At 72.7% G+C, this 21,387-nt stretch carries 16 protein-coding genes and 4 pseudogenes; 4 read left to right on the top strand and 16 right to left on the bottom strand.

The window, feature by feature from the left end:
* Positions 1-81 precede the first annotated feature (81 nt).
* The 6 genes and pseudogenes from ACIF8T_RS23425 to ACIF8T_RS23400 all read right to left on the bottom strand — a co-directional run.
* Positions 82-684, bottom strand: a pseudogene (locus ACIF8T_RS23425) (transposase); the annotation flags it as partial.
* A 125-nt stretch (positions 685-809) separates the two neighbouring features.
* A pseudogene (locus ACIF8T_RS23420) lies at positions 810-935 on the bottom strand (hypothetical protein); the annotation flags it as partial.
* Positions 917-1,294: a peptidase inhibitor family I36 protein gene (locus tag ACIF8T_RS23415; RefSeq protein ID WP_400038035.1), complete on the bottom strand. Its 378-nt coding sequence runs from the start codon at positions 1,292-1,294 to the stop codon at positions 917-919. The gene ACIF8T_RS23415 and the pseudogene ACIF8T_RS23420, both read right to left, overlap by 19 nt.
* The gene (locus ACIF8T_RS23410) at positions 1,294-1,929 is read right to left on the bottom strand and encodes a hypothetical protein (protein WP_400038034.1); all 636 of its coding nucleotides are present in this window, start codon (positions 1,927-1,929) and stop codon (positions 1,294-1,296) included. The genes ACIF8T_RS23415 and ACIF8T_RS23410 overlap by 1 nt, the downstream gene beginning before the upstream one ends.
* Before the next feature lie 462 nt (positions 1,930-2,391).
* Positions 2,392-3,447 carry a YncE family protein gene (locus ACIF8T_RS23405; protein WP_400038033.1) on the bottom strand — a complete coding sequence of 352 codons (1,056 nt, stop codon included), beginning with the start codon at positions 3,445-3,447 and terminating at the stop codon, positions 2,392-2,394.
* Positions 3,448-3,529: 82 nt separating this feature from the next.
* The gene (locus ACIF8T_RS23400) at positions 3,530-5,341 is read right to left on the bottom strand and encodes a hypothetical protein (RefSeq protein WP_400038032.1); all 1,812 of its coding nucleotides are present in this window, start codon (positions 5,339-5,341) and stop codon (positions 3,530-3,532) included.
* 134 nt (positions 5,342-5,475) lie between these two features.
* On the opposite strand from ACIF8T_RS23400, the gene fes (ACIF8T_RS23395) reads away from it, so the two are divergent.
* The gene (gene fes, locus ACIF8T_RS23395) at positions 5,476-6,762 is read left to right on the top strand and encodes an enterochelin esterase (protein ID WP_400038031.1); all 1,287 of its coding nucleotides are present in this window, start codon (positions 5,476-5,478) and stop codon (positions 6,760-6,762) included.
* Positions 6,763-6,775: 13 nt separating this feature from the next.
* On the opposite strand, the gene ACIF8T_RS23390 is transcribed toward fes (ACIF8T_RS23395), so the two are convergent.
* The 9 genes from ACIF8T_RS23390 to fes (ACIF8T_RS23350) form a co-directional block, all read right to left on the bottom strand.
* Positions 6,776-6,970, bottom strand: a complete 195-nt coding sequence (locus ACIF8T_RS23390) for an MbtH family NRPS accessory protein (RefSeq protein WP_400038030.1) — start codon at positions 6,968-6,970, stop codon at positions 6,776-6,778.
* Positions 6,967-10,821 carry an amino acid adenylation domain-containing protein gene (locus ACIF8T_RS23385; protein WP_400038028.1) on the bottom strand — a complete coding sequence of 1,285 codons (3,855 nt, stop codon included), beginning with the start codon at positions 10,819-10,821 and terminating at the stop codon, positions 6,967-6,969. The genes ACIF8T_RS23390 and ACIF8T_RS23385 overlap by 4 nt, the downstream gene beginning before the upstream one ends.
* On the bottom strand, positions 10,818-11,045 hold the full coding sequence (locus ACIF8T_RS23380) for a phosphopantetheine-binding protein (protein WP_400038026.1): 228 nt from the start codon (positions 11,043-11,045) through the stop codon (positions 10,818-10,820). Before ACIF8T_RS23380 ends, ACIF8T_RS23385 begins: the two co-directional genes overlap by 4 nt.
* A gap of 2 nt (positions 11,046-11,047) precedes the next feature.
* Positions 11,048-11,680: an isochorismatase family protein gene (locus ACIF8T_RS23375; protein WP_400038024.1), complete on the bottom strand. Its 633-nt coding sequence runs from the start codon at positions 11,678-11,680 to the stop codon at positions 11,048-11,050.
* Between the two features lie 22 nt (positions 11,681-11,702).
* Entirely contained in the window at positions 11,703-13,331 is a 1,629-nt protein-coding gene (locus tag ACIF8T_RS23370) for a (2,3-dihydroxybenzoyl)adenylate synthase (RefSeq protein ID WP_400038022.1), read from the bottom strand.
* Positions 13,328-14,533 (bottom strand): isochorismate synthase, encoded by a 1,206-nt coding sequence (locus ACIF8T_RS23365; protein WP_400038020.1) that lies wholly within the window; start codon positions 14,531-14,533, stop codon positions 13,328-13,330. The genes ACIF8T_RS23370 and ACIF8T_RS23365 overlap by 4 nt, the downstream gene beginning before the upstream one ends.
* A gap of 41 nt (positions 14,534-14,574) precedes the next feature.
* Positions 14,575-15,357, bottom strand: a complete 783-nt coding sequence (locus tag ACIF8T_RS23360) for a 2,3-dihydro-2,3-dihydroxybenzoate dehydrogenase (protein WP_400038018.1) — start codon at positions 15,355-15,357, stop codon at positions 14,575-14,577.
* Positions 15,354-16,328 carry an ABC transporter substrate-binding protein gene (locus tag ACIF8T_RS23355; RefSeq protein WP_400038016.1) on the bottom strand — a complete coding sequence of 325 codons (975 nt, stop codon included), beginning with the start codon at positions 16,326-16,328 and terminating at the stop codon, positions 15,354-15,356. The genes ACIF8T_RS23360 and ACIF8T_RS23355 overlap by 4 nt, the downstream gene beginning before the upstream one ends.
* Positions 16,329-16,430: 102 nt before the next feature.
* Positions 16,431-17,759, bottom strand: coding sequence for an enterochelin esterase (fes, locus tag ACIF8T_RS23350; protein WP_400038014.1), 1,329 nt, complete (start codon positions 17,757-17,759; stop codon positions 16,431-16,433).
* A 177-nt stretch (positions 17,760-17,936) separates the two neighbouring features.
* On the opposite strand from fes (ACIF8T_RS23350), the gene ACIF8T_RS23345 reads away from it, so the two are divergent.
* Positions 17,937-18,989, top strand: coding sequence for a FecCD family ABC transporter permease (locus ACIF8T_RS23345; protein ID WP_400038012.1), 1,053 nt, complete (start codon positions 17,937-17,939; stop codon positions 18,987-18,989).
* Complete coding sequence (locus ACIF8T_RS23340) at positions 18,986-20,059, top strand: FecCD family ABC transporter permease (protein WP_400038010.1); 1,074 nt, start codon at positions 18,986-18,988, stop codon at positions 20,057-20,059. The genes ACIF8T_RS23345 and ACIF8T_RS23340 overlap by 4 nt, the downstream gene beginning before the upstream one ends.
* Here ACIF8T_RS23340 and ACIF8T_RS23335 read toward each other — a convergent pair.
* Positions 19,976-20,788: pseudogene (locus tag ACIF8T_RS23335) on the bottom strand (transposase family protein); the annotation flags it as partial. The gene ACIF8T_RS23340 and the pseudogene ACIF8T_RS23335 overlap by 84 nt on opposite strands.
* 123 nt (positions 20,789-20,911) lie before the next feature.
* Here ACIF8T_RS23335 and ACIF8T_RS23330 point away from each other — a divergent pair.
* A pseudogene (locus ACIF8T_RS23330) lies at positions 20,912-21,387 on the top strand (ISAzo13 family transposase); the annotation flags it as partial.

The raw sequence follows: 21,387 nt of genomic DNA, 5'->3' as shown, positions 1-21,387 counted from the left end.
CGTTGCCTGGGCTGCGACGGCGGCCACGAACGCGTGGGCGAGCACGGCCAGGGTGATGTGCCGGTACCAACCCGGATATCGGCGGACCTCGTACTGGTCGAGGCCGCATGCGTTTCTTGCGGCCTGGCAGGCTTCCTCGATCGCCCAGCGCGATCCGGCGATGCGGACCAGGTCGGCGACGCTGGTGCCGTTCGGTGCGTAGGCGAGGCAGTAGGCGCTCTCCTGCGGTCGGGCCGGGCTGCGGCGGGCCAGCACCCATCGCTGATGGGTGGGCCGGTCACCGTCGAAGACATCGATCACCGGCAGACGGGCGGCTGCCCGGTCGTAAGCACGCGGGCCTTTGGCCCCGTCGCCGCAGGAGCGTCGTTCCCATGCCTCGCCGGGAGCGTCGGCGATGGCCTGGTCGGTACGGCCGAAAGGAGCGTGCAGTTGCTGGGACTTCGACGCGGCCAGGACGTAGCCGACACCGGCTTCCTCCGGGGTGCGGCGCATGTGCCGTTCCTGTCCGTAGGCGCAGTCTCCCGTCACCCAGGCGGTGGGGAGGGGCGAAGCAAGAGCTCGCAGGATCGTCGCGCGGGCCAGTTCTCCCTTGGTCGCGAAGCCACGACCGTCAGGGACTTTCGCCGCCCGGCACCGGTCCGCGCGGGCGGTCCAGGACTCGGGCAGGCAGAGCTCCCGGTCCACCAGGGCTCTTCCCCTTGAGGAGGCATACGCGGCGAAGACCCCGATCTGGCTGGGGGTACCTCCTCTGGGGGATTCTCGGTGCGGTCGGCGGTGCCGGAGTACTGCCGTTGTACGCCCGCAGGGGTGGTGCTCTTCTTCGGGAAGCCGGTGTCGTCGATGATCAGAACCCCGTCCAGGGTGCCGAACCGCCCGGGGTCGGAGGAGGGAAGGACCCCGGGCAGCGCGTCAGGCGTCAGCAGCCGTGGGCCCACGTGTGGGAGTCGCCTTCGTCGTTGGCCGCGCCGTTGTAGGCGACTTCCTGGCCGGGGGCGAGGCAGATGGTCATGTGGCCGCCCTGATGGGCGGAGCTGTAGACCTGTACGTAAGCCGGGATTCCTGGTCCCGCGATGCCGTGGTTGGCCCAGGAGGAATCGGCGTCGGCGATGTAGCCCTCCCACCAGCCGTCGTCACCGTGCCAGTTCGCCCGCTGGCCCTGGAAATCGGCATGTTCCCAGGCGCAGAACTGGCCGCTGGGACAGTCGGCCGCGCCGGCCGGAGGGGCCGTGGCGAGGCTGCCGGTGAGAACGAGGAAGGCCGCAGCGGCGGAGGTGAGCAGTTTGCTGACGGTCATCAAGGGGTGTTGCCTTTCGGGTGGGGGGTGGGACGGCCGGCCAGGAGGCCGGCCGCGCGCCGCACTGCGCGGTCGCGCAGGCGGTCGTGGGTGGTGATGGCGTCGCGGTGCGCGGCGCGGACCTGTGCGAGCCGGGCCGGCTCCAGCCGGTCCCGCAGCCGCTCGAGGCCGCTTGCCCGGATACACGCGGTGTCGTGGTCGTCGCAGGCCGCCCGGCGAGCAAGAGCGGCCCGGTAGCCGGCATCGTCGCGGAGCCGCGCCTGCGCTTCGGGGCGCAGGTTGTTGACGGTGACCTGGGCGTGGAACCAGCGTTCCTGGTCGCCGTAGAGGTAGCGGTGCGCTTCGGCCAGGCAGCCGTCGGTGTGGGCGCGGACGGTGTAACCGGTGGTGAGCGTGACCGACAGCTCGGTGGGCCCGGCCCCGAACAGCACCTCGTGCCGCGGGGACGGCCCGGTGGCACCGCGCGCTTGCAGGCACTGGTGCACGAGGATCTGCTGGGCGGTCGCGATCAGGTCACTGCGGCCCTGCTCCGAGGCAGGAAGGGCCGGTCGCGGCTGTGCCGTGCAGGCCCCGGCGAGCAGCACCGTCAGCACGGCGGCCACCATGGCCCGCACCGAGGGAGCGTTGATCGTCACACCGTCTCAAACGATCACGTGGTCCCGAGGGCACGGCGGGCAGCGGATCGACACTGACGTGGCACAGGCAACTCGCCCTGGATCCAGGGCAGGACACGTGGTGCACCCCGCGTTGCCCCTCGGACGTCTTGCTCAGCGGTGCCGAGCCCTTCGCCGTTCACGGCCCGGTGCGCCGGTGCCGGAGGCCTGCCTGCAGCTTGAATTCCAGGTCGAGGAGGTCGGTGAGTTCTGCTTCGAGGCCACGGGCGCGGCTGTCGCTGTCACGGAAGCAGACCTCGCCCAGGGCCTGGGCGGCGACCTGGCGGAGCCGGTCCTCGGTGGCGCCACTGTCTTGGGCCCGGAAGAGACGGGCGGCCTGCTGGGGGGCAGGGGGCGAGGGGCAGGTGGCGCACGCGGGCGCCGCCCGGCACCTCCCGCCGCTGAGAGACGGTGGGAGGTGCCGGGCGGCGGTGAGCGGAGGTGTCAGCGCGCGAGGCGGATGCGGGTCAGTGCGTCCTCGGTCTGGGTGGCGCCGGACTTGTCGGTCACGTAGGCGGTGCCGTCGGTGATCTCCACGTGGTTGGGGTTGGCGCCGGTGGCGACGGTCTCCTCGACCGCGCCCTTGCGCGGGTCGACCACGGTGAGGGTGGCGGCGGTGCGGTTGACCACCACGACGTCGCCGGAGCGCTCGTCGGTGGCGACCGAGAGGGCGCCGGCGCCGGTCGCCACGGACTTGGTTACGACGCCCGTCTTGAGGTCGATCACGGACAGGGTGCCCGAGGTCTGGTTTGCGGTGTAGGCGGTCCGGCCGTTCTCGGACAGGGAGACCGAGATCGGGCCGTCGCCGACCGTGATGAAGCGCGGGGTCGTGGAGCCGCGCTGCAGTTCGACGAGCCGGTCGTTGTTGAGGTCGGCGGCGTAGAGAGCGCCGGTCTTTTCGTTGACGGTCAGGCCGGTCGGGCCCGCCCCCTCGACGGTGATCCGCTCCTTCTCCTTGAGGGACTCGGTGTCGAAGGCGACCAGGGTGCCGTCGCCGAAGCCGCTCGCCCAGACCGTGTCGTGCCGCTCGTCGACGACGATCTCGCGGGCGTGGTCGACGTTCGGCAGGCTGGCCAGGCGTTCGCCGGTGCGCTGGCTGTAGACGGAGACAGTGTTGTTGCGGGTGTTGGTCGTCCAGACGGTGTTGTGCTCGTCGTCCACGGCGATGCCGTAGACCGCCGCGACGGCACCGGTGGCGGCGTCGGTGACCGGCGGGGTGTAGTCGGCCTCGATCTCCAGGGTCTCCGGGTCGACCTTCAGCAGGTGGGACTCGGTGACCGGCGGGCGGCCGACGGCGGCGGTGACCCACAGGACGTCGTTCCGTTCGGAGTAGGACGACTGGTACAGACCCTTGGTCAGCTTCGCGGTGGTGACCGTCGAGCCGGTGGAGTGCGCGGACGCGGTGCCCGCCAGGGTCAGGGTGCTGCCCGCGGCGAGCGCCACGGCGACGGCCGCGGCGACCGCGGTGCGGCGGGAGGTGCGGGTGGTAGGAACGGACATGGTGGTGGAACTCCCTTTCTCGGGGATCAACGGGGTGTTACGGCATGGGAGAAGTGGCTCGGGGCCGCACGGTGGCGGCGTGTCAGCTGCTCGGCGTGGTGTTCCCGGCGGTGCGCCGACGGACGACGAGCAGTGTGGTGGCCGTGGCTCCGGCGGCGCCGCCGGCTGCGGCGGCCGCTGCGGACCAGGCGATCGTGGCGTAAGAGACGGGGACCGCCCGGGACGTGGCCGCGAGGGCCTCGGTGCTCTTCGTCTCTGGTGCGGTGGTCGAGGAGGCCGCGGGCGGTCCGGCGCCGTCCGTCCCGGCCGCGGTGACCGTGAAGGCCACCTTCAGCGAGGTGGGCGGGTTGGGCGCGAGGAACCGCAGCCAGTGGTCGCCGGCCGCCGTGTCCGCGGGGACCGTCACGTCGCCCTCGTAGGAGCCGTCGCTGCCGGTCTTCCACTGGCCGAGAATGGCTTCGTCGTCGAGCTTGATCGTGACCTGCTCCCCGGTGGGAAACCCGGTCACCTCGAAGTGGAGCGTGCCGCCGGCCGGTACCTGGCTGGCCGTGATCCGGGCCTTCGCCCCGGCGTCGTCGGTGGCGGAGGCCGGGGCGCCCGACGCGGCCGGGACGGGGGGCGCACCCGCCGCATCGGCTCCGGTGCCGCCCGCCGTGCCGCCCGCGCCGGTGCCGGACGTGACGGTGAAGTCGGCCTTGAGGCTGGTCGGCGGGTTCGGGGCGAGGAAGCGCAGCCAGTGGGCGCCCTTCGTGGCGTCGGCGGGCACTGTGACGCTGCCGGAGTACGACCCGTCGGAGCCGACTGTCCACTGGCCGAGGATCGTGCTGTCGTCCAGCTTCACCGTCAGCCGCTGACCGGCCGGGAAGCCGGTCACCCGGAACGAGACCCTGCCGCCCGCGGCCACCTGCGAGCCCGCGGTGATGGTGGCGGACGTGCCTGTCGCCGCGCCGCCGGAGCCGGAACCACCCGTCGTACCCGACGAACCGCCGGCAGTGCCCGTACCGCCTGTGTTGCCGCCCGTACCGCTGCCGCCTGTACCGCCGCCGCCCGTCGAACCTCCGCCCGAGCCGCCGCCCGGGGACGGGACGACGGTGATGTCGGCCTTCAGACTGGTGGCCGGGGCGGGCGCGAGGAACCGCAGCCAGTGCTGGCCGGCCGGGACGGAGGCGGGGACGGTCACCGTGCCGGAGAACGTCCCGTCGGCCTTCACCGCGTCGGGCCACCGGGCGAGGATCTCGCCGTCGTCCAGCTTCACCGTGATGTCTTGGCCTTTGACGAAACCCGAGAGGGTGAAGGAGACCTTGCCGCCGGCCGCCACCTCCGACCCGCCGGTGAGCTTCACCGCGGGATCGGTGTCCGTCGACGGGGAGGGCGTGGGGGTGGGCTTCGGGGTCTGCGTGGGCGTGGGCGTGGGCTTCGGGGTCTGCGGGGGAGTGGGGGCCGGTGTCGGAGCGGGAGCGGCGGCCGTGACCGTCAGTTCCTCGCTGCGGACGCTCGTCTGCGGGGCCAGGAACCGCAGCCAGTGCCCGCCGCCGGCGCTCGCGTCGACGGGGACGGTGACCGAGTCCGAGACGCTTCCGTCGTCGCCGACGCTGAACTGCTTCAGCAGCGTCTTGTCGTCGAACTTGACGCTCAGTGTGCTCCCGGCCGGGAACCCGGTGGCCGTGAAGGACACCTCGCCGCCCTGCTTCACATTCCTGGTGCCCAGGGTGACCGAGGGTGCGGCCGTGTCCGCCGCCAGTGCCACCGTGTCGGTGGCCTCCACGCCGCCGGGACCGGCCGTGGCCAGGGGGGTGGCGCAGAGGACGCCCAGGCCCAGGGTCGCGCCGGCGGTCAGTGCGACCACGCGGCCCAGCCGGGCGCCGGAGGGCGAAGCGGATCTGTCAGAGGTCATGAGGGCTGCTCCTGGCAGGCGAAACATCATGAAGAAGGAAGTTTTGGCAATAGATGGACACATCGGGGGCGGCGAGGCCGGCGCAGAACACGATGTGTGATCAACTAAGGTAAGGCTAACCTAACCTAAAGATCATGGGCAGTCAATTGGAATCCGTACGCACGCACCTTCCGGAGCCCCCGGAAGACACCCCGAACCACCCGCCCCGCCTGCCCAGACCACATCCGGTGCCCCGCCTCGCCCAACCGGTGTGCACGCTGCCCGAGCCGGGCGGCGAGGACGCCTTCTGGGCGGACGTGCGGGCGCGCGGTGGCACACCCCTGGTGGGCCCCGACCCGCGAGGCAGCGCCGACCACCGGGCAGTGACGTTCCTGTGGCGCGGCACCCCCGGCACCCGTGCCGTCCAGGTCCTGCCGAACAAGCTCGGCGACCCGCACGACCCCGGCGGCAACCTCATGGAGCGCGTCCCCGGCACGGACGTCTGGCACTGGACCCTGCGCCTGAGACACGACTGGCGCGGCACCTACGACCTGTACGTCGAGGAGGGCGACGGCCCGGACCCAGGAACACCCGCGTACCGGCGCCGCCTGCGCACCCTGCGCCGCACCGATCCCTTCAACTCCCGCACACTGCCCCACCGCTGGGAGGCGGAGCCGGTGTCGTACGCGGAACTCCCGGCCGCCCCGCGCGCGGTGGACTGGGAGCCGCGCCCCGGCATCCCGCGCGGCACCGTCACCGAGCACACCGTGGCGAGCACCCGCCTCGGACGTTCCCGCCAGGTCTGGCTGTACGAACCGCCCGGCGGGAACCGGGAGTCGGAAGGGCTGCCGGTGCTGGTACTGCTCGACGGCGAGCACTGGCAACCCCGCCTCAGGCTCTCCCACCTCCTCGACAACCTCGTCGCCGACGGCCGGATCCCACCCGTCGCCGCCGTACTGCCCGAAGCCGTGGACGAGGCCACACGCTGGGCCGAACTGTCCTGCCGGCCCGAGTACGTCGACTTCCTCGCGGGCGAACTGCTGCCCTGGGCGGCAGGGCTCCTGCCCCTCAGCGACGATCCGGCGCACACCGTCATCGCCGGCCAAAGCCTCGGCGGACTCACCGCCGCCTACGCCGCGGCGGCAGCACCGCACCGCTTCGGCAACGCCCTCGTCCAGTCGGGCTCGTTCTGGTGGCCGACGGGACCGGACCCGGAGTGGCTCACCCGGGCCCTCGCCGGGACGCCTCGGCTGCCGGTGCGCTTCAGGCTCTCCTTCGGCACACAGGAATGGGTGGCCCTGCCCGCCGCGCGCAGGCTGCGCGACACCCTGACGGCCCTTGGCTACCACGACTCCTCCTACCGGGAGTTCAACGGCGGTCACGACTACCTCTGCTGGCGCACTGAACTGGCGGACGGGCTGGTGGAACTCCTGGGCCGCTGAGTCGGCCCGGGGATCACTCCCGGCCCGCCACCACCCGGCGCACGCACCGCTCGTGCGGTGCGGGGCCGAAGCAGGGCGCCCAGCCGGACGGCACCGCGCGCCACACGGGCCATAGGCACCAGCGGCCCTCGGCGTTCTCCAGGAGCAGATGCCCCTCCCGGCCGTCGTCGGGTCCGGGATCGAAGGGGCCGACCGGGTCCGGGATCATGCGTCCAGCTCCTTCAGGCGGGCGGCCAGGACCGCCGCGATGTCGTCGAGGTACCGGTCCCGCATCAGCTGCGGGTGGGTGCAGTCGAGGTCGTGGTTGTCGAGAGTGCCGGTGACGTACGGACGCCAGGACTCCCTGGTCAGCCAGTCCTCGGCGCGCGGGGCGGCGGCCGTGAAGAACAGCACGTCGCCGTCGTACGGGCGGTGCTCGTGCTCGCGCATCATGCGGGCGTGGTTGGGCACGATGTCGACGATCCGGGACAGGGTGCGGTCGCTGAGTCCGGCCAGTGGGCTGCCCGCCCGGCGCAGCGTGGCGAGCACGTCCTCGCGGGTGCGTTCGCCGGTGCGGTCGAAGCCCGCCATGCGCAGCACGGCCGTCAGCGCGTCGCCCTCCTCCGGTGCGGGACGCTCCCGCCACTGTTCGGAGGGGAAGGCGTCCAGCAGCGCGAGAAGTTCCACCTCCTCGCCGGCCTCCTGCAGCAGGACGGCGACCGTGTGCGCGAGGACGCCGCCGACCGACCAGCCCAGTAGGCGGTACGGGCCGTGCGGCTGGATCTCGCGGATCCGCCCGGCGTAGTCCTCGGCCTCCTCCTGGAGCGTGCGCGGCAGCGCCTCGTCACCGGTCAGGCCGCGGGCCTGGAGCCCGTACACCGGCTGCTGCGGGCCGAGCCGCGCGGTGAGTCCCGCGTAGCACCAGGCGAGGCCGCCCGCCGGATGGATGCCGAACAGCGGTGTCCGTTCGCCTTCGGCGCGCAGCGGCAGGACGACGCCGAGAGCGTCCCCGGCGGCCGGCGCGGCGGCGTCCAGCCGGGCGGCGAGCGCGGCCGGCGTCGTCGCCTCGAACAGGGAGCCGATGGTCAGCTCGGCGCCGAACTCCTCGCGGACACGGCCGACCAGGCGCACCGCGAGCAGCGAGGTCCCGCCCAGGTCGAAGAACGCGTCGTCGGGGCCGATCCCCTCCACGCCCAGCACCTCGGCGAACAGACCGGCCAGCGCCGCCTCGCGGGCGGAGGCGTACGGCCGCCCGCCGGCGCCGCCGGCGAACACGGGGCCGGGCAGCCCACTTCGCTCCAGCTTGCCGTTGGGGGAGAGCGGGAAGGCATCCAGCGCGATGACGGCCGCCGGGACCATGTGCTCGGGCAGTTCGCGGGCCAGCGCCGCCTTGACCCCGGCCGGGTCGGCGCTGCCGGTCACGTAGCCGATGAGCCGGTCGTCGCGGACCAGGGCGCACGCCGCGTCCACGCCGGGACGGGCGGCCAGCGCGGCCTCGATCTCACCGAGTTCGATGCGCTGGCCGCGCAGCTTGACCTGGTGATCGGTGCGGCCGAGGTACTCGACCTCGCCCTTCTCCGTCCACCGGGCCAGGTCTCCTGTGCGGTACATGCGAGTGCCGGCCGGTCCGAAGGGGTCGGCGACGAACCGGGCCGCGGTCAGCTCCGGCCGGCCCAGGTAGCCGTCGGCAAGCTGCGCACCCGCCAGGTACAGCTCACCGGGTACGCCGGGTGGGCAGGGCTGGAGGGCGGCGTCCAGGACGTACAGGCGGGTGTTCCACACCGGCCGCCCGATGGGCACCGGACCCCGGTCCGCCGGGTCGCACGCGTGGTGTGTCACGTCGACGGCGGCCTCGGTCGGCCCGTAGAGGTTGTGCAGCTCCACGCCGGGCAGGACGCGGGCGAACGCGGACGCCGTCTCGCGCTGGAGGGCCTCGCCGCTGCAGAACACCCGGCGCAGTGCCTCCGCGCATCCAGCGGCCTCCGAGGCGCTCAGGAACACCTGGAGCATCGACGGTACGAAGTGACAAGTGGTAACGGCCTGCTCGCGGATCAGCCGGGCCAGGTAGAGCGGGTCCTTGTGGCCGCCCGGCTCGGCGACGACCAGCGTCGCGCCCTCCCGCAGCGGCCAGAAGAACTCCCACACCGACACGTCGAACGACGACGGCGTCTTCTGCAGCACCCGGTCCCCGGCCGTCAGCCCGTACTCGTGCTGCATCCACCGCAGCCGGTTGTCGATCGCCCGGTGCGGCACCACCACACCCTTGGGGCGGCCGGTGGAACCGGAGGTGTAGATGACGTACGCGGGATGGGCGGGGGTGAGGGCGCGAGCCGGGTCCGTCCGGGCGTACGACGACACGTCGAGCCCGTCCAGCACGACCACTTCGGTGCCGGTGTCGTCCGGGAGGCGGCCGGCGCGGTCGGTGACGGCGCACACCGGCGCGGCGTCGCCGAGCATGTAGGCCAGCCTCTGCGCCGGATAGTCCGGGTCGAGCGGCAGATAGGCGGCGCCTGCTTTCAGCACCGCGAGCAGAGTCACGACCAGGTCCACCGAGCGCGGTACCGACACCGCCACCACCGCGCCCGGCCGGGCGCCGAGGGTCTGGAGGTGCCGGGCGAGCCGGTTGGCGCGGGCGTTCAGCTCCGCATAGGTCAGCGCGGTGTCCCCGAAGACCAGCGCGGTGGCGTCCGGGGTGCGGGCCGCCCGCGCCTCGATCGGTCCGATGAGCGTGGTCGGCGGCAGGGCCCGCTCCGTGCGGTTGAACTCGTCGACTACCAGGGCGACCTCCACCGGGGTCGCGACTGTGTGCACCGCGAGGGGATGCTGCGGGTCGGTGCCGGTCAGCCGGTCCAGCAGGTGCAGGAACCGTTCCTGGTGCGCGGCGAGGTCGGAGTCCTCGTACAGTGCGGGGTTGCCGTCGTGGTCGATGCGCAGGCCCCGGCCGTCGGCGCGGTCGTAGACGTTGACCGTCAGGTCGTCCACCGGGCCCGCCGACAGGTTCCACGCCCGGGCGGGGGCGCCCGCGAAGTCCACGCCGTAGTCGAAGGGCATGACGTTGACGAGCGGGCCGACCAGCGCCCGGCTCTCGCCGACCAGGCCCAGGTCGCGGCGGATGTCCTCGTAGCGGTAGCGCTGGTGGCGGCGGATCTCGCGGATGCCGAGCACCACCTGCCGGACCAGCTCGGCGAAGGTCCCCTCGGGGGAGACGGCCAGCCGCAACGGCAGCACGTTCATGACCATGCCGGGCACGCGCAGCGCCACCGACCCCATGCGGCCCATCATCGGCAGGCCCAGCACCACGTCGGTACGGGCCGTGGCGCGGGCGGTGTAGAGAGCCTGCGCGGCGATCAGTACGTCCGGCCAGGTCGCGCCGAGCCGGGTCGCGAGGTCCTTGAGCCGCTCGGTGGTGTCAGGGGAGAGGTGAGCTGTGCGGCGCAGGAAGGTGCGGGACGGCAGTGCGCCGCGGCCCGCGAGCCGTGGTGCCTCCGGCCGGTCGGCGAACGCCGCGGCCCAGTGCGCACGGTCGGACTCGAACGCGGCCGACTCCCGGTACGCGGTGTCGTCCGCGACCAGGTCGGCCAGGTGACCGAAGCCGCGCGGGGCGGGTTCCTCGCCGCGGACGAGCGCTGAGTACACCTCGGCGGTGCGGCGCACCAGCAGCGAGTAGCCGTAGCCGTCCATGACGAGGTGATGGACGCGCTGGTACCACAGCCACCGGTCGTCGCGGACCTGGAACAGAGCGTGGCGGAACAACGGACCGGCCGCCAGGTCGAACGGCTCGGCGAGATCGGCGCGCATCCACGCCTCGGCCTCGGCCTCGGTGTCGGCCTCCCGTACGGTCAACGGCAGCTCGATCGCTTCCGACACGTGCTGCACGGGGCCGTCGGGGGTGTCCTCGACCCGGACCCGCAACGCCTCGGCCTCCTCCGCCACCCGGCGCAGGGCGTCCGCGAACCGTCCCGGATCGAGCGGTCCGTCGATCCGGAGGCACTCGGCGGTGTTCTGCGCGGGACTGAGCGGGTCCAGGGCCTGCGCGAACCACATGCCCGACTGGGCCGCCGTCAGAGGCAGGACGCTCATACCGCCCCCAGCAGGGACGCCCACGCCTTGAGGACGGGCCGCTCGGCGAGGTCGGCGAAGGAAGCGGTCACGGCGTGCTCCCGGCGCCATCGCTCCAGCAGCGTCATGATGCGGACCGAGTCGAGCCCGTGGTCGATCAGGTTCTCGTCGACGGGTATGTCCGCCGGGGCCTCTCCGAGGCAGTCGGCGACGTCGGTGCGCAGCCGCTCAACGGTCAGTGCCATGGTCAGACCTCCGCCAGGAGCGCGTCAGTGGTGGTGACGACCGCGCAGCGGCCGGCGGCCCAGCGCAGCGCCATGTCGTGGTCGGCGCGGGAGAAGTCGGCGACGGCGTCGGCGACGACAAACGCCTGGATGTCCCGCTGCCAGGCGTCGGCGGCGGTCATCAGCACGCCGATGTGCGCGTACAAGCCGGCGATGACGATCTGGTCGCGGCCCTTCTCGCGCATCAGGTCCGCCAGTCCGGTGCGGACGAACGCGCTGTACTTCCACTTGGTGAGCACCGTCTCCCCCTCCTCGGGGGCGACGGCCTCGGGCGTGGCGAGTCCCTCCGGGTCGTCGGGAACGCCGGGGCCCCAGAAGTCGAGCTGGAGACCGCGCTGTGCGGGCGTCTGGCCGCCGAGCTGGGCGGAGTGGAGGACCGGCACGCCCAGGCGCCGGTACTCCTTGAGCAGGCGGGCGGTGTTGCCGAGCATGTCGGTCAGGGGCGGTTCGCCGGCCGGGAAGGCGGACAGGAAGTGCTGTTGCAGGTCGTGCGCGAGCAGCACGGCACGTGCGGGGTCCACGGTCCAGGACACCCGGTTCTCGGGGAGTTCTTCCGGTGCCGGCAGTGGATAGGGGGTGATGGCGGGAAGTGCCATGGGGGGAGGCCTCTCGGTACGGTCAGGACTGTCCGGCGGCGGACCGCAGCTGCGTCTTGCTGATCTTGCCGACGCCGGTCCGGGGGAAGGCGTCGACGAACTCGACGAGGTCGGGGACCTTGTAGGCGGCGATGCCGCGCTCGCGGACGAACCGCTTGATCGCGGCCGGCCTCAGCGGTTCGGTGTCCCCGCGCAGGATCACGTAGGCGAGGGAGCGTTCGCCGAGGTAGTCGTCCGGGACCGAGACCACCGACACGTCGTGCACCGACGGGTGGGCGAGGATGATGTTCTCGACCTCTTCCGGCGCGATCTTTTCGCCGCCCCGGTTGATCTGGTCTTTGGCCCGGCCCTCCACCACGAGGTGGCCGGCCGGGGTGCGGCGCACGATGTCGCCGGTGCGGTAGAAACCGTCCTCGGTGAAGGCACGCCGGTTGTGCTCCGGAGCCCGCCAGTAGCCGCGGATGGTGTACGGGCCGCGGGTCAGCAGATGCCCGAACTCGCCCTCGGGGACATCGTGGTCCTCGTCGTCGACGATGCGGACCTCGTCGTCCGGGGAGATCGGCCGGCCCTGCGTGGTGACGACCGTCTCGGTGTCGTCGTCCAGCCGCGTGTAGTTGACCAGACCCTCGGCCATGCCGAACACCTGCATCAGCCTGCAGCCGAGCGCGGGTTCCAGCCGGCGGGCCGCCTGCTCGCTGTACTTGGCGCCGCCGACCAGCGTCAGCTCCAGGCTGGACAGGTCGTGCCCGGTGGCGGGAGCGGCCTCGGTCCACACCAGGGCCAGCGGCGGCACCAGGGCCGTCATGGTGATCCGCTCGGACGCGATCAGCGGGAACGCGGTGTCCGGGTCGGGCTTCGGGGCGAGCACCACCGTGCCGCCGGCGTACAGGACGCCCAGCCAGCCGGGCGAACTCATCGGGAAGTTGTGCGCGGCCGGCAGTACGACGAGGAAGCGGGTGCCGCCGTCCACGCCACAGATCTCGTCGGAGCCCCGCAGCGAGTACATGTAGTCGTCGTGGGTGCGCGGGATCAGCTTGGACACGCCGGTCGTCCCGCCGGAGAGCTGGAGGAACGCCAGCTCGTGCGGCTCGGGCCCGTCGAACGGACCGGACGGCTCGCACGGCACCTCGCTCAGCGCCGTGTGCTCACCGGGGTCCCCGGCCACGAACACGTGCTTCAGGCCAGGCGTCCGCTTCCGTATCCGCGTGGCCAGTTCGCGGTGGTCGTAGCCGTCGTGCACGTCCGGGACGACATAGGCGACGGCTTCGGCGAGGGAACAGAAGTGGGAGATCTCCGTCTCGCGGTGCGCGGGCAGCGCGTACACCGGCAGCGCGCCGATGCGGAAGAGGGCGAAGACGACCTCGACGAACTCGCCGATGTTCGGCAACTGCACGACGACCCGGTCGCCCTTGGCGATGCCGCGCGCCAGGAATCCGGCGGCGAGCCGGTCGGCGCACGCGTCCAGCTCCCGGTACGTCCAGGTGCGGCGCTCGGGCGCCGGGTCGACCAGGGCGATCCGGTCGGGGTGGGTGGCGGCCCGCTCGCGCAGCATGCCGCCGAAGGTCTCGCCGCGCCAGTAACCGGCGGCCCGGTAGCGCTCGGCGAACTCGGGCGGCCAGGTGGGAGCGTCCACTCCGGGGGTGAGGGTCACAGCGCTGCTCCTACGGCGTGCAGGAAGGTACGGAACTTGGCGGCGGTCTCCGCGACCTCGGCCTCCGGGGTGGACGCGGCCACGATCCCGGCACCGGCGAACAGCCGCAGGGTCCTGCCCTCGGCCTCGGCGCAGCGGATCGTCACCACCCACTCGCCGTCGCCGTCGGCGTCCTGCCAGCCGACCATGCCGGTGTAGGCACCGCGGTCGAAGGGCTCCGACTCGGCGATCACCCGCCGGGCCGGCTCGGTGGGCGTGCCGCAGACCGCCGGGGTGGGGTGCAGCGCGGACGCCAGGTCCAGGGCGGTGGTGTCCGGAGCGGAGACCTCGCCGGTAACTGTGGTCGACAGGTGCCACATGGCGGCGGTGCGCACCAGCGTGGGCCGCTCGGGCACCTCCAGGGTGGTGCACAACGGCACCAGCGCCTCCCGTACGGCGGCCACGACGACGGCATGCTCGTGCAGGTCCTTCTCGGACTCCAGCAGGGCGACCGCGCGCCGCACGTCCTCGGCGAGGTCCGTGCTGCGCGGTGCCGATCCCGCCAGGGGGTTGGCGATGAGCCGGCCGCCCCAGCGGGAGACCAGCAGTTCGGGGCTGGCGCCGACCAGGGTGCGGCCCGGTCCGCTCGGCACGGCGAAGGTGTAGCCGGCCGGGTCGCGGCGGGCCAGGCGACGCAGCATGGCCGGCAGGTCCGGTTCCCGGGCGGAGGTCAGCTCCAGAGTGCGGGCGAGGACGACCTTGTCGAACTCCCCGGCCCGCATCCGCGCCACCGCGGCGGCGACTGCCTCGCCGTACCGTCTTGCGGCCGGGACCTCCCGGACCTGCCACTCGGGACGGTCCCCGTCCTCGGGCACGGGCAGCGCGATCAGCGGGTCCTCGCGCAGCGGCGGCGCCCAGCGCACCGACTCCGGCACCGTCAGCGTGGCCGGGGCGTCCGGGGCGAAAGGCAGCGCCCCCACGACCACCGGCTCGGAGGCGCCCGGGCGGCGCAGCGTCTCCAGCGTCTCCCGCACCCGCCTTGCCGGCGGACGGGAGTCCTGGGGTATCTCGGCCGCGGTGCCGCGGCCGAGGAGCGTGCGGTGGGGGGTGGCGAGGAAGCGGTCGGTGGCGGGTCGGTAGGACTCCAGAAGTGCGGTCGCGGCGCCGGGGGTGACCGGCGTGCCGGTGGGCCGGCGCAGGGGTTCGTACAGGGAAAGGGACATGGCTGTCTCCAGTAGGGCGGGACGTGTGCCGTGGGCCTGGGTCAGGCCCGCAGGGTGGCGCCGCCGTCGACGTACAGGTCGTGCATGGTGATGTGCCGGGCGCGGTCGGAGGCCAGGAAGACGACGGCGTCGGCGATGTCGGAGGGTTCGGCGATACGGCCGAGCGGGATGCCCGTGCGGTAGGACGCCAAGTCGCCCTCGATCACCCGCCGGGTGGACGCCTCCTCCTCGCCTGCGGTCCACAGGGCGCGCTGCATGTCGGTCATGGTCGAGCCGGGGGAGACCGTGTTGCAGCGCACGCCCTGCCGCGCGACCTCCAAGCCCAGACACTTGGTGAACATGACTGTGGCGGCCTTGGAGGCGGCGTAGGCGGCGAGGCCCGCGCGGGGGATGCCGCCCGCATTGGAGGCGACGGTGACGATGCTGCCGCGGCCGCGTCCGGTCATGCGGCGGGCGGCGGCGCGCGAGACGTGGAACACGCCGGTGGTGTTGACCGCGAAATGCGCCGCCCAGTCCTCGTCGGAGAGACCGACGACGGGCCCGTCGCGCAGGATCCCGGCAACGTTGACGGCGATGTCCAGCGGGCCGTGGGTGCTCTCGACCCCGGCCACCAGCGCCTCCACGGCGATGGCGTCGGTGACGTCCAGCGGACGGGCGGTGACCCGCTCGCCGTGCCGGGCGGCGAGTGTCTCCACGCCCGCGCGGTCGACGTCGGTGGCGACCACGCGGACCCCCTCCTCGACGAGGGCTGTGACCACCGCCGCGCCGATGCCCCGGCCCGCTCCCGTCACGAGGGCGAGCCGGCCGTCGAGTCCGGGCGTCATGAGGCCAGAGCCTTCGCCACGTCGTCCAGGACGATCCGGGCGGCCAGCGGGCCGCCGGCACTGTTCCAGGCGGAGCCCTGGACGACCACGACGTGGCCCTCCTGCTCGGCCTTCAGCCTGGTGAAGTTGGGTACCTTCTCGGCCTCGGCGTACGCCTTCTCGCCGTCGGCCTTCTCGCCGAGAGTGCCGAAGAACAGCCAGTCGCCGTCGATGGTGGACAGCTTCTCCAGGCTGACCGGCTCGCTGTGGCCGGTGCCCACGCCCTGCTGGTCCTTCGGCCGCTGAAGGCCCAGGGCGGTCAGGGTGGCGCCCACGTGGCCCACGCCCCGGCCGACCGCCGATGGTGCCTTGTTCTGCCAGCGGATCACGCTGACGACCGCTCCGGCGTTGTCGCCGAGCTTCGCCTTGGTGGCCGCCACGTCGGCGTCGAATCCGGTGAGGATCTTCTCGGCCTCGGCCTTCCGGTTCAGCGCATCGGCGGTGGTGGTGAACGCCTTCTTCCAGTCTTCGTTCAGCTCGGCGGTGACCACGGTCGGGGCTATGGACTCCAGCTTGGAGACCTCGCCCTTCACCGCCGTGGTCTCGTCGAGCAGGATCAGGTCGGGCTGGAGTGCGGCCAGCTTCTCCATGTCGGCCTCGGCGACCGTGGCGACGACCTGCGCCTTGCCCGCCTTGCCGGCCAGATAGGTGGACACGCCCTTCTGCCCGCGCCCGGCGGTGGCGCCGACCGGCTCGACGCCGAGCGCGAGGGCGGCGTCCAGGGTGGGCTCGCTGAGCGTGACGACCTTCTTCGGGTCGGCCGGCACGTCCACCTCGCGGCCCGTGGCATCGGTGACCTGACGGGTGTCGGCCTCCTTGCTGCCGGCGCTGTCGCCGCCGCCGTCACCGCAGCCGGTCAGAAACAGGGTCCCGGTGACGACGGCGGCGGCGGAGGTGAGAACGGTTCTGCGGGAGACACGTGCGGGGGACATGAAGGGGTCGCTCCTCGGAAGAGTGGTGGGAAACGGAAAGGGGGCGGGATACGAAAAGGGGAGCCGGAGCACGGAAGGGGGCGGGATGCGCGAGGCCGTGGATCAGGAGGCGGGGCCGCCCAGCAGACGGTCCAGGCCGTCTGCCAGAGCGCCGTGCCAACAGGCGTAGTCGTGACCGCCGTTGAATTCGTCGTAAGTGACCCGGTGGCCGGTCGTGCGCAGCACGTCGTACAGGGCGCGGTTGTGGTCGACCATGTCGCCCTCGTGCAGTCCCACGTCCAGATGGACGCGCACCGGCCGGGAGGCTCCGGCGGCGTAGCGGGCGACGAGCCAGGGCGTGCCGTACACCGGTGGCTTGGGCCCGGCCGGCGGCGGCAGTCCGGGCCGCCACCACAGGGAGGCGGACTGGGCGAGGACGTTGCCGAACCGGTCGGGCCGCAGGTATGCGGCGTACAGCGCGGTCATGCCGCCGAGGCTCTGCCCGGCGACCACGGTCCGTCGCGGGTCCGTGGCCAGCGGCCAGCGTCCGGCCGCCCAGGGCAGCAACTCGTCCGCCAGGAAACCGACGAAGGGCTTCCGGCAGCCGAGGTCACGCCAACGGGTCCGCCGGTCCACGGCATCCGGCGCCACCACGGCCAGCGGCGGCAGCGCGCCGTCGGCGATCAGCGCGTCCAGCGTGTCGCCGAGGCCGAGCCGCCCGAACCACATGTCGCCGTCGCACAGCACCACGGCCGGCAGGGGCGCGCCGACGCCGCGTTCGTGACCAGGCGGCAGATAGACCCAGGCGTCCCGGTCGCCGACCGGCGCCGAGCCCGGGACCCTGTGCCGCTCGACCCGCCCGGCCGGCACCGTGCCCCGCCGCCCGGCCCACGGCTGGGCGGGGGCGTCGGGCAGGGCGAAGACCGAGGCGGCGGACTCCTGCCAACGGGTGCTGATGGTACGGGGGTTGAGTGGATCAGCCGCGGCGAATGCGGTCAGCGACCGCAGTCGCTGCTGGAGGCCGTCCGGGTCCGAGGGCGGTTCCTTGAGCGAGATGTCGGCGGCCAGCCGGTAGGAGCCGCGGTGGTCGGCGCGCAACCGGAGCCCCAGGTGCCAGACGTCGGTGCCGGGGATCCGCTGCAGCAGTGAACCGGCCAGGTGGGCGCGGTCGGTGAGGCGGTTGCCGAACAACAGCACCTGCCGAGTGGCGCGGTGACCCCGCCACAGGAACGTGACCGCCCGATGACCGGGCGAGCCGTCGAGTTCCTCGACGAGCGGGGTGCCCAGGCTTTCCGCCTCCTTCCAGAACTCGGCGGCCAAGGCGGCCCGTCGGGTGTCGTCGGCGCCCTCCACGGCCTCCAGCAGCCGCGCGACGCGCGGTCCCGTCACCCGCATCGGGCGGACGTCCAGTGCTGTGGCATCGCGAGGGGTGGATCGGGCGAGCGTGGTCATCGACGTTCTCCGTGAACCGCTGGTCGGAGGGCAAGACAGGCCGGAACTGCCGACAAAATCGTCAACAGCTAAGGTAAGGCTAGCCTAAGCTAAACACATGTCTCTCGGAATATGCGTCCTACAACTAGTCGTTGCGGCGTACGTCGTTCGGCGCTCCGCCCCCCGGACGGCCGCCTCATGAGCACCACGACGGCCGCCGCCCCGCCGGGGAGGAAGCGCGAAGCGGAAAAGCCCCGCACCAGGGCGTCCCGGTGTGCGGCGGACCTGCTTCTCGGTGTCTTCTTGCTCGTCGGGGCGGCCACCCTCTCCCTGGCCGTGGGCGCCAGGCAGATACCGATCGACCAGGTCTGGTCGGCCCTGTTCACTCCGTCCGGGACTGAGAACGACGCGATCGTCCGGGACCTGCGCTTGCCCCGCACCCTCATCGGCGCCGCCGTCGGCGCCGCCCTCGGCCTCGGCGGCGCCGTCATGCAGACCCTGACCCGCAACCCGCTCGCCGACCCCGGACTCCTCGGCGTCAACGCGGGCGCGTCGGCTGCGGTCGTCACCGCGATCGGGGTCCTCGGCATCACGTCCTTCACCGGATACCTGTGGTTCGCGCTCGCCGGCGCGGCCCTCGCCGCCACCGCCGTCAGCGCCCTCGGCGGCGGCCGGTGGGCGACGCCGGTCCGGCTCGCGCTGGCCGGCACCGCCGTCAACGCGGCCCTGTTCGGCTACGCCAACGGCCTGTCGCTGTGGCACCTGAGCACGCTGGACGAAATGCGGTTCTGGTCGGTCGGCACCCTCGCCAACCGGGAGGTGCCCCTGCTGGCCACCGTGGCGCCGCTGCTCCTGGGCGGTGCCGTGCTCGCCATGGCCCTGGCCCGGCCGCTCGGCACCATCGCCCTCGGCGAGGACCACGCGCGGGCGCTGGGCACCCGGGTGCGGCGTGTGCGGGTACTGTCCGTCGTCGCCATCACCCTGCTGTGCGGCGGAGCCACCGCCGTGTGCGGGCCGATCGGCTTCATCGGCCTGATGATCCCGCACGCCGCCCGTGCCCTCTGCGGGCCCGACCCGCGCCGGCTCATCCCCTGCTGCGCGGTGTTCGCGCCGGTGCTGCTGCTCGTCTCGGACGTGATCGGGCGCATCGTGATGCCGCCGTCCGAGATCGAGGTCGGCACGGTCACCGCGTTCCTCGGCGGACTGCTCTTCATCCATCTCGTACGGCAGCGGAAGGTGGCCCAGTTGTGAGCCTTGTGAAGGACGCCCCCGCGCGGACCTGCGCGGAGATACGACGCGGGCTGCTACGCGCCGGCCGCTGGTCACTGCGCTACGACAGCCGGGCCCTGCTGGTCTGCGTGCTGCTCGCCGTGCTCACGGCGAGCGCCATGGTGCTGGCCATCGGCACCGGGACCTACGAACTGTCCCCGGTCGAGGTGCTCGGCACGCTCGCCGGCGACGGCCCCCCGGGAGCCGAGTTCGTCGTGCTCGACCTGCGCCTTCCCAGAGCCGTCGTGGCTGCGCTGGTCGGCTTCGGACTGGGCATGGCGGGCGCGGTCTTCCAGTCCCTGACCCGCAACCCGCTGGGCAGCCCCGACGTCATCGGCTTCGGCAACGGCGCCTCGGCCGGCGCACTCGTGGCGATCATCGCCCTCGACGCGGGCGCCGTGCAGACGGCCGTCGGCGCGGTGTGCGGCGGCGTGGCGACCGCCGCCGCCGTCTATCTGCTGGCCTGGAAGCGCGGGGTGCACGGCTACCGGCTGGTCCTCGTCGGCATCGGAGCCTCCTCGGTGTTGGGCGCGACGACCAGCTTCCTGTACCTGCGCGCCGACATAGGCAAGGCCGCGCAGGCCGCCGCCTGGACGATCGGCTCGCTCAACGCCCGGGACTGGAACGACGTCCGTGTCGCCGCGCTGGGGCTGGTGGTGCTGGCGCCGGTCGCCCTGGCGTACGGACGACGGCTGACCATGCTGGAGATGGGCGACGACACCGCTGCCGGGCTCGGCGTGCCGCCCGAGCGGAGCCGCCTGGTGCTGCTCGGCGCGGGCACGGGTCTCACCGCCATGGCGGTGGCCGCGGCAGGACCCGTCCCGTTCGTCGCGATGGCCGCGCCGCAACTGGCCCGCCGGGTGACGCGGGCGGCAGGCCCGAACGTCCTTCCCGCCGGCTGGACGGGAGCATTCCTGGTGACCGCCGCGGACCTGGTCACCCAGCGTCTGACCGGCTCCGCCCTACTGCCGGTCGGTGTGGTGACCGGCGTGGCCGGCGGGGCCTACCTGGCCTGGCTGCTGCGCGCCGAACGCCGGGGCTCCCGGCTGTGACGGGGGGACCGGCTGCAGGGCGGGCATTCGCATGCATAACGCAACGAACTCGCAGGGTCTGGGCATGCCCACACCTCCGCTTTCCGGCGGTCCGTCTCTCCGGAAGCGATTGTCGGAAGCAGACGGCGGTGCCTTCGTTGCGTGCGGCGGTCGCATCATGCATCCGTCCAGGTCGCATGGCATCGACCCATGACGTGCGTCCCTGGCCGTCGCGAGGACGGTGGCCTTCGTCGTGTCCTGCTTCTTCTTTCCCGACAGGAACGCCTGCCGCCCACCGCGGCCGGCCGGCGGCCTGCGGACCTGGATCTCGGTGGCGTCCAGACGTAGTTCGATCCCTTCCGCCTGGGCATGGGCGAACACACTGGCCAGGGTTCGAAGCCGCAGACCGGGGCGGTCGGGCACCGCGCACCCCCGCTCGGCCGGCAGGGCACGTATCTCCGCGATCGCGCGAGTGGTGGTGGAGCGGTCGACGCCGGACAGCAGCCCCGGCACCGAGTGCGGCAGGTCGTGCCGCAGACGGATCGGCGTGGCCACCAACCGGTCGACGAACACCAGCTGATGGCGGGCGCCGGCACCCGCGGCCCGCTTCCTGACGCCGCCCGGCGCAGCATGACGACGACCTTCGAGATCAGCCTCCTACGGCACCGCCAACTCCTCGGCCAGGGAGACCAGATGACGCTGCGAGATCCCCGTGAACAGCCGATGCGCCAGCACCGTCCGACTGACCACGATCGCCACAGTGGGATGATGCCATCAGCCAGGCAACACGCTCATCCGCTATCACGCACCAGCTCGTTAGGGCTCGCAGAGAATTAAGGTGTTGCTTCCCGTGATGTGGTTCGTTGTTGTGGTATGAGCGTCTCCGACGAGGTTCGCGGTCAACTCGCTGTGAGGTTCGGGGTGTTGTTCCCGCACCTCGACGAACGGCAGCGGCGGCTGATGATGGGGGCCGAAGCCCGGATCCTGGGTCACGGCGGTATCCGGGCGGTCGCACGAGCGGCCCAGGTCAGCGAGACGACGGTCCGCAAGGGCGTGGACGAGCTGGAGGTCGGCGAGGAACCTCTGGGCCGGGTACGCAGGCCCGGCGGTGGCCGGAAGAAGTCCGCAGATCTTGATCCGGGTCTGCGGCCCGCGCTGCTGGCACTGGTGGAACCCGACGAGCGGGGCGATCCGATGTCGCCGCTGCGCTGGACGGTGAAGTCGACCAGAAGTCTCGCGGCCGAGCTCACCGGTAGGGGCACCGGGTGAGCGCGGACACTGTCGGGGACCTGCTGCGGGAGGAGGGCTTCAGCCTGCAGGCCGGCGTCAAGACGCTCGAGGGCAGGCAG

The organism is Streptomyces sp. NPDC085946, from assembly GCF_044540485.1.
Classification (GTDB): domain Bacteria; phylum Actinomycetota; class Actinomycetes; order Streptomycetales; family Streptomycetaceae; genus Streptomyces.
Note: the sequence above shows the minus strand (reverse complement) of the source record. Positions and strands in the feature narration are given on the sequence as shown.

Excerpts from the sequence above, each read along its gene's own strand:
- ACIF8T_RS23415 (WP_400038035.1), bottom strand. The coding sequence starts at position 1,294 with ATGACCGTCAGCAAACTGCTCACCTCCGCCGCTGCGGCCTTCCTCGTT.
- ACIF8T_RS23405 (WP_400038033.1), bottom strand. The coding sequence starts at position 3,447 with ATGTCCGTTCCTACCACCCGCACCTCCCGCCGCACCGCGGTCGCCGCG.
- ACIF8T_RS23400 (WP_400038032.1), bottom strand. The coding sequence starts at position 5,341 with ATGACCTCTGACAGATCCGCTTCGCCCTCCGGCGCCCGGCTGGGCCGC.
- fes (WP_400038031.1), top strand. The coding sequence starts at position 5,476 with ATGGGCAGTCAATTGGAATCCGTACGCACGCACCTTCCGGAGCCCCCG.
- ACIF8T_RS23390 (WP_400038030.1), bottom strand. The coding sequence starts at position 6,970 with ATGATCCCGGACCCGGTCGGCCCCTTCGATCCCGGACCCGACGACGGC.
- ACIF8T_RS23385 (WP_400038028.1), bottom strand. The coding sequence starts at position 10,821 with ATGAGCGTCCTGCCTCTGACGGCGGCCCAGTCGGGCATGTGGTTCGCG.
- ACIF8T_RS23380 (WP_400038026.1), bottom strand. The coding sequence starts at position 11,045 with ATGGCACTGACCGTTGAGCGGCTGCGCACCGACGTCGCCGACTGCCTC.
- ACIF8T_RS23375 (WP_400038024.1), bottom strand. The coding sequence starts at position 11,680 with ATGGCACTTCCCGCCATCACCCCCTATCCACTGCCGGCACCGGAAGAA.
- ACIF8T_RS23365 (WP_400038020.1), bottom strand. The coding sequence starts at position 14,533 with ATGTCCCTTTCCCTGTACGAACCCCTGCGCCGGCCCACCGGCACGCCG.
- ACIF8T_RS23360 (WP_400038018.1), bottom strand. The coding sequence starts at position 15,357 with ATGACGCCCGGACTCGACGGCCGGCTCGCCCTCGTGACGGGAGCGGGC.
- ACIF8T_RS23355 (WP_400038016.1), bottom strand. The coding sequence starts at position 16,328 with ATGTCCCCCGCACGTGTCTCCCGCAGAACCGTTCTCACCTCCGCCGCC.
- fes (WP_400038014.1), bottom strand. The coding sequence starts at position 17,759 with ATGACCACGCTCGCCCGATCCACCCCTCGCGATGCCACAGCACTGGAC.
- ACIF8T_RS23345 (WP_400038012.1), top strand. The coding sequence starts at position 17,937 with ATGAGCACCACGACGGCCGCCGCCCCGCCGGGGAGGAAGCGCGAAGCG.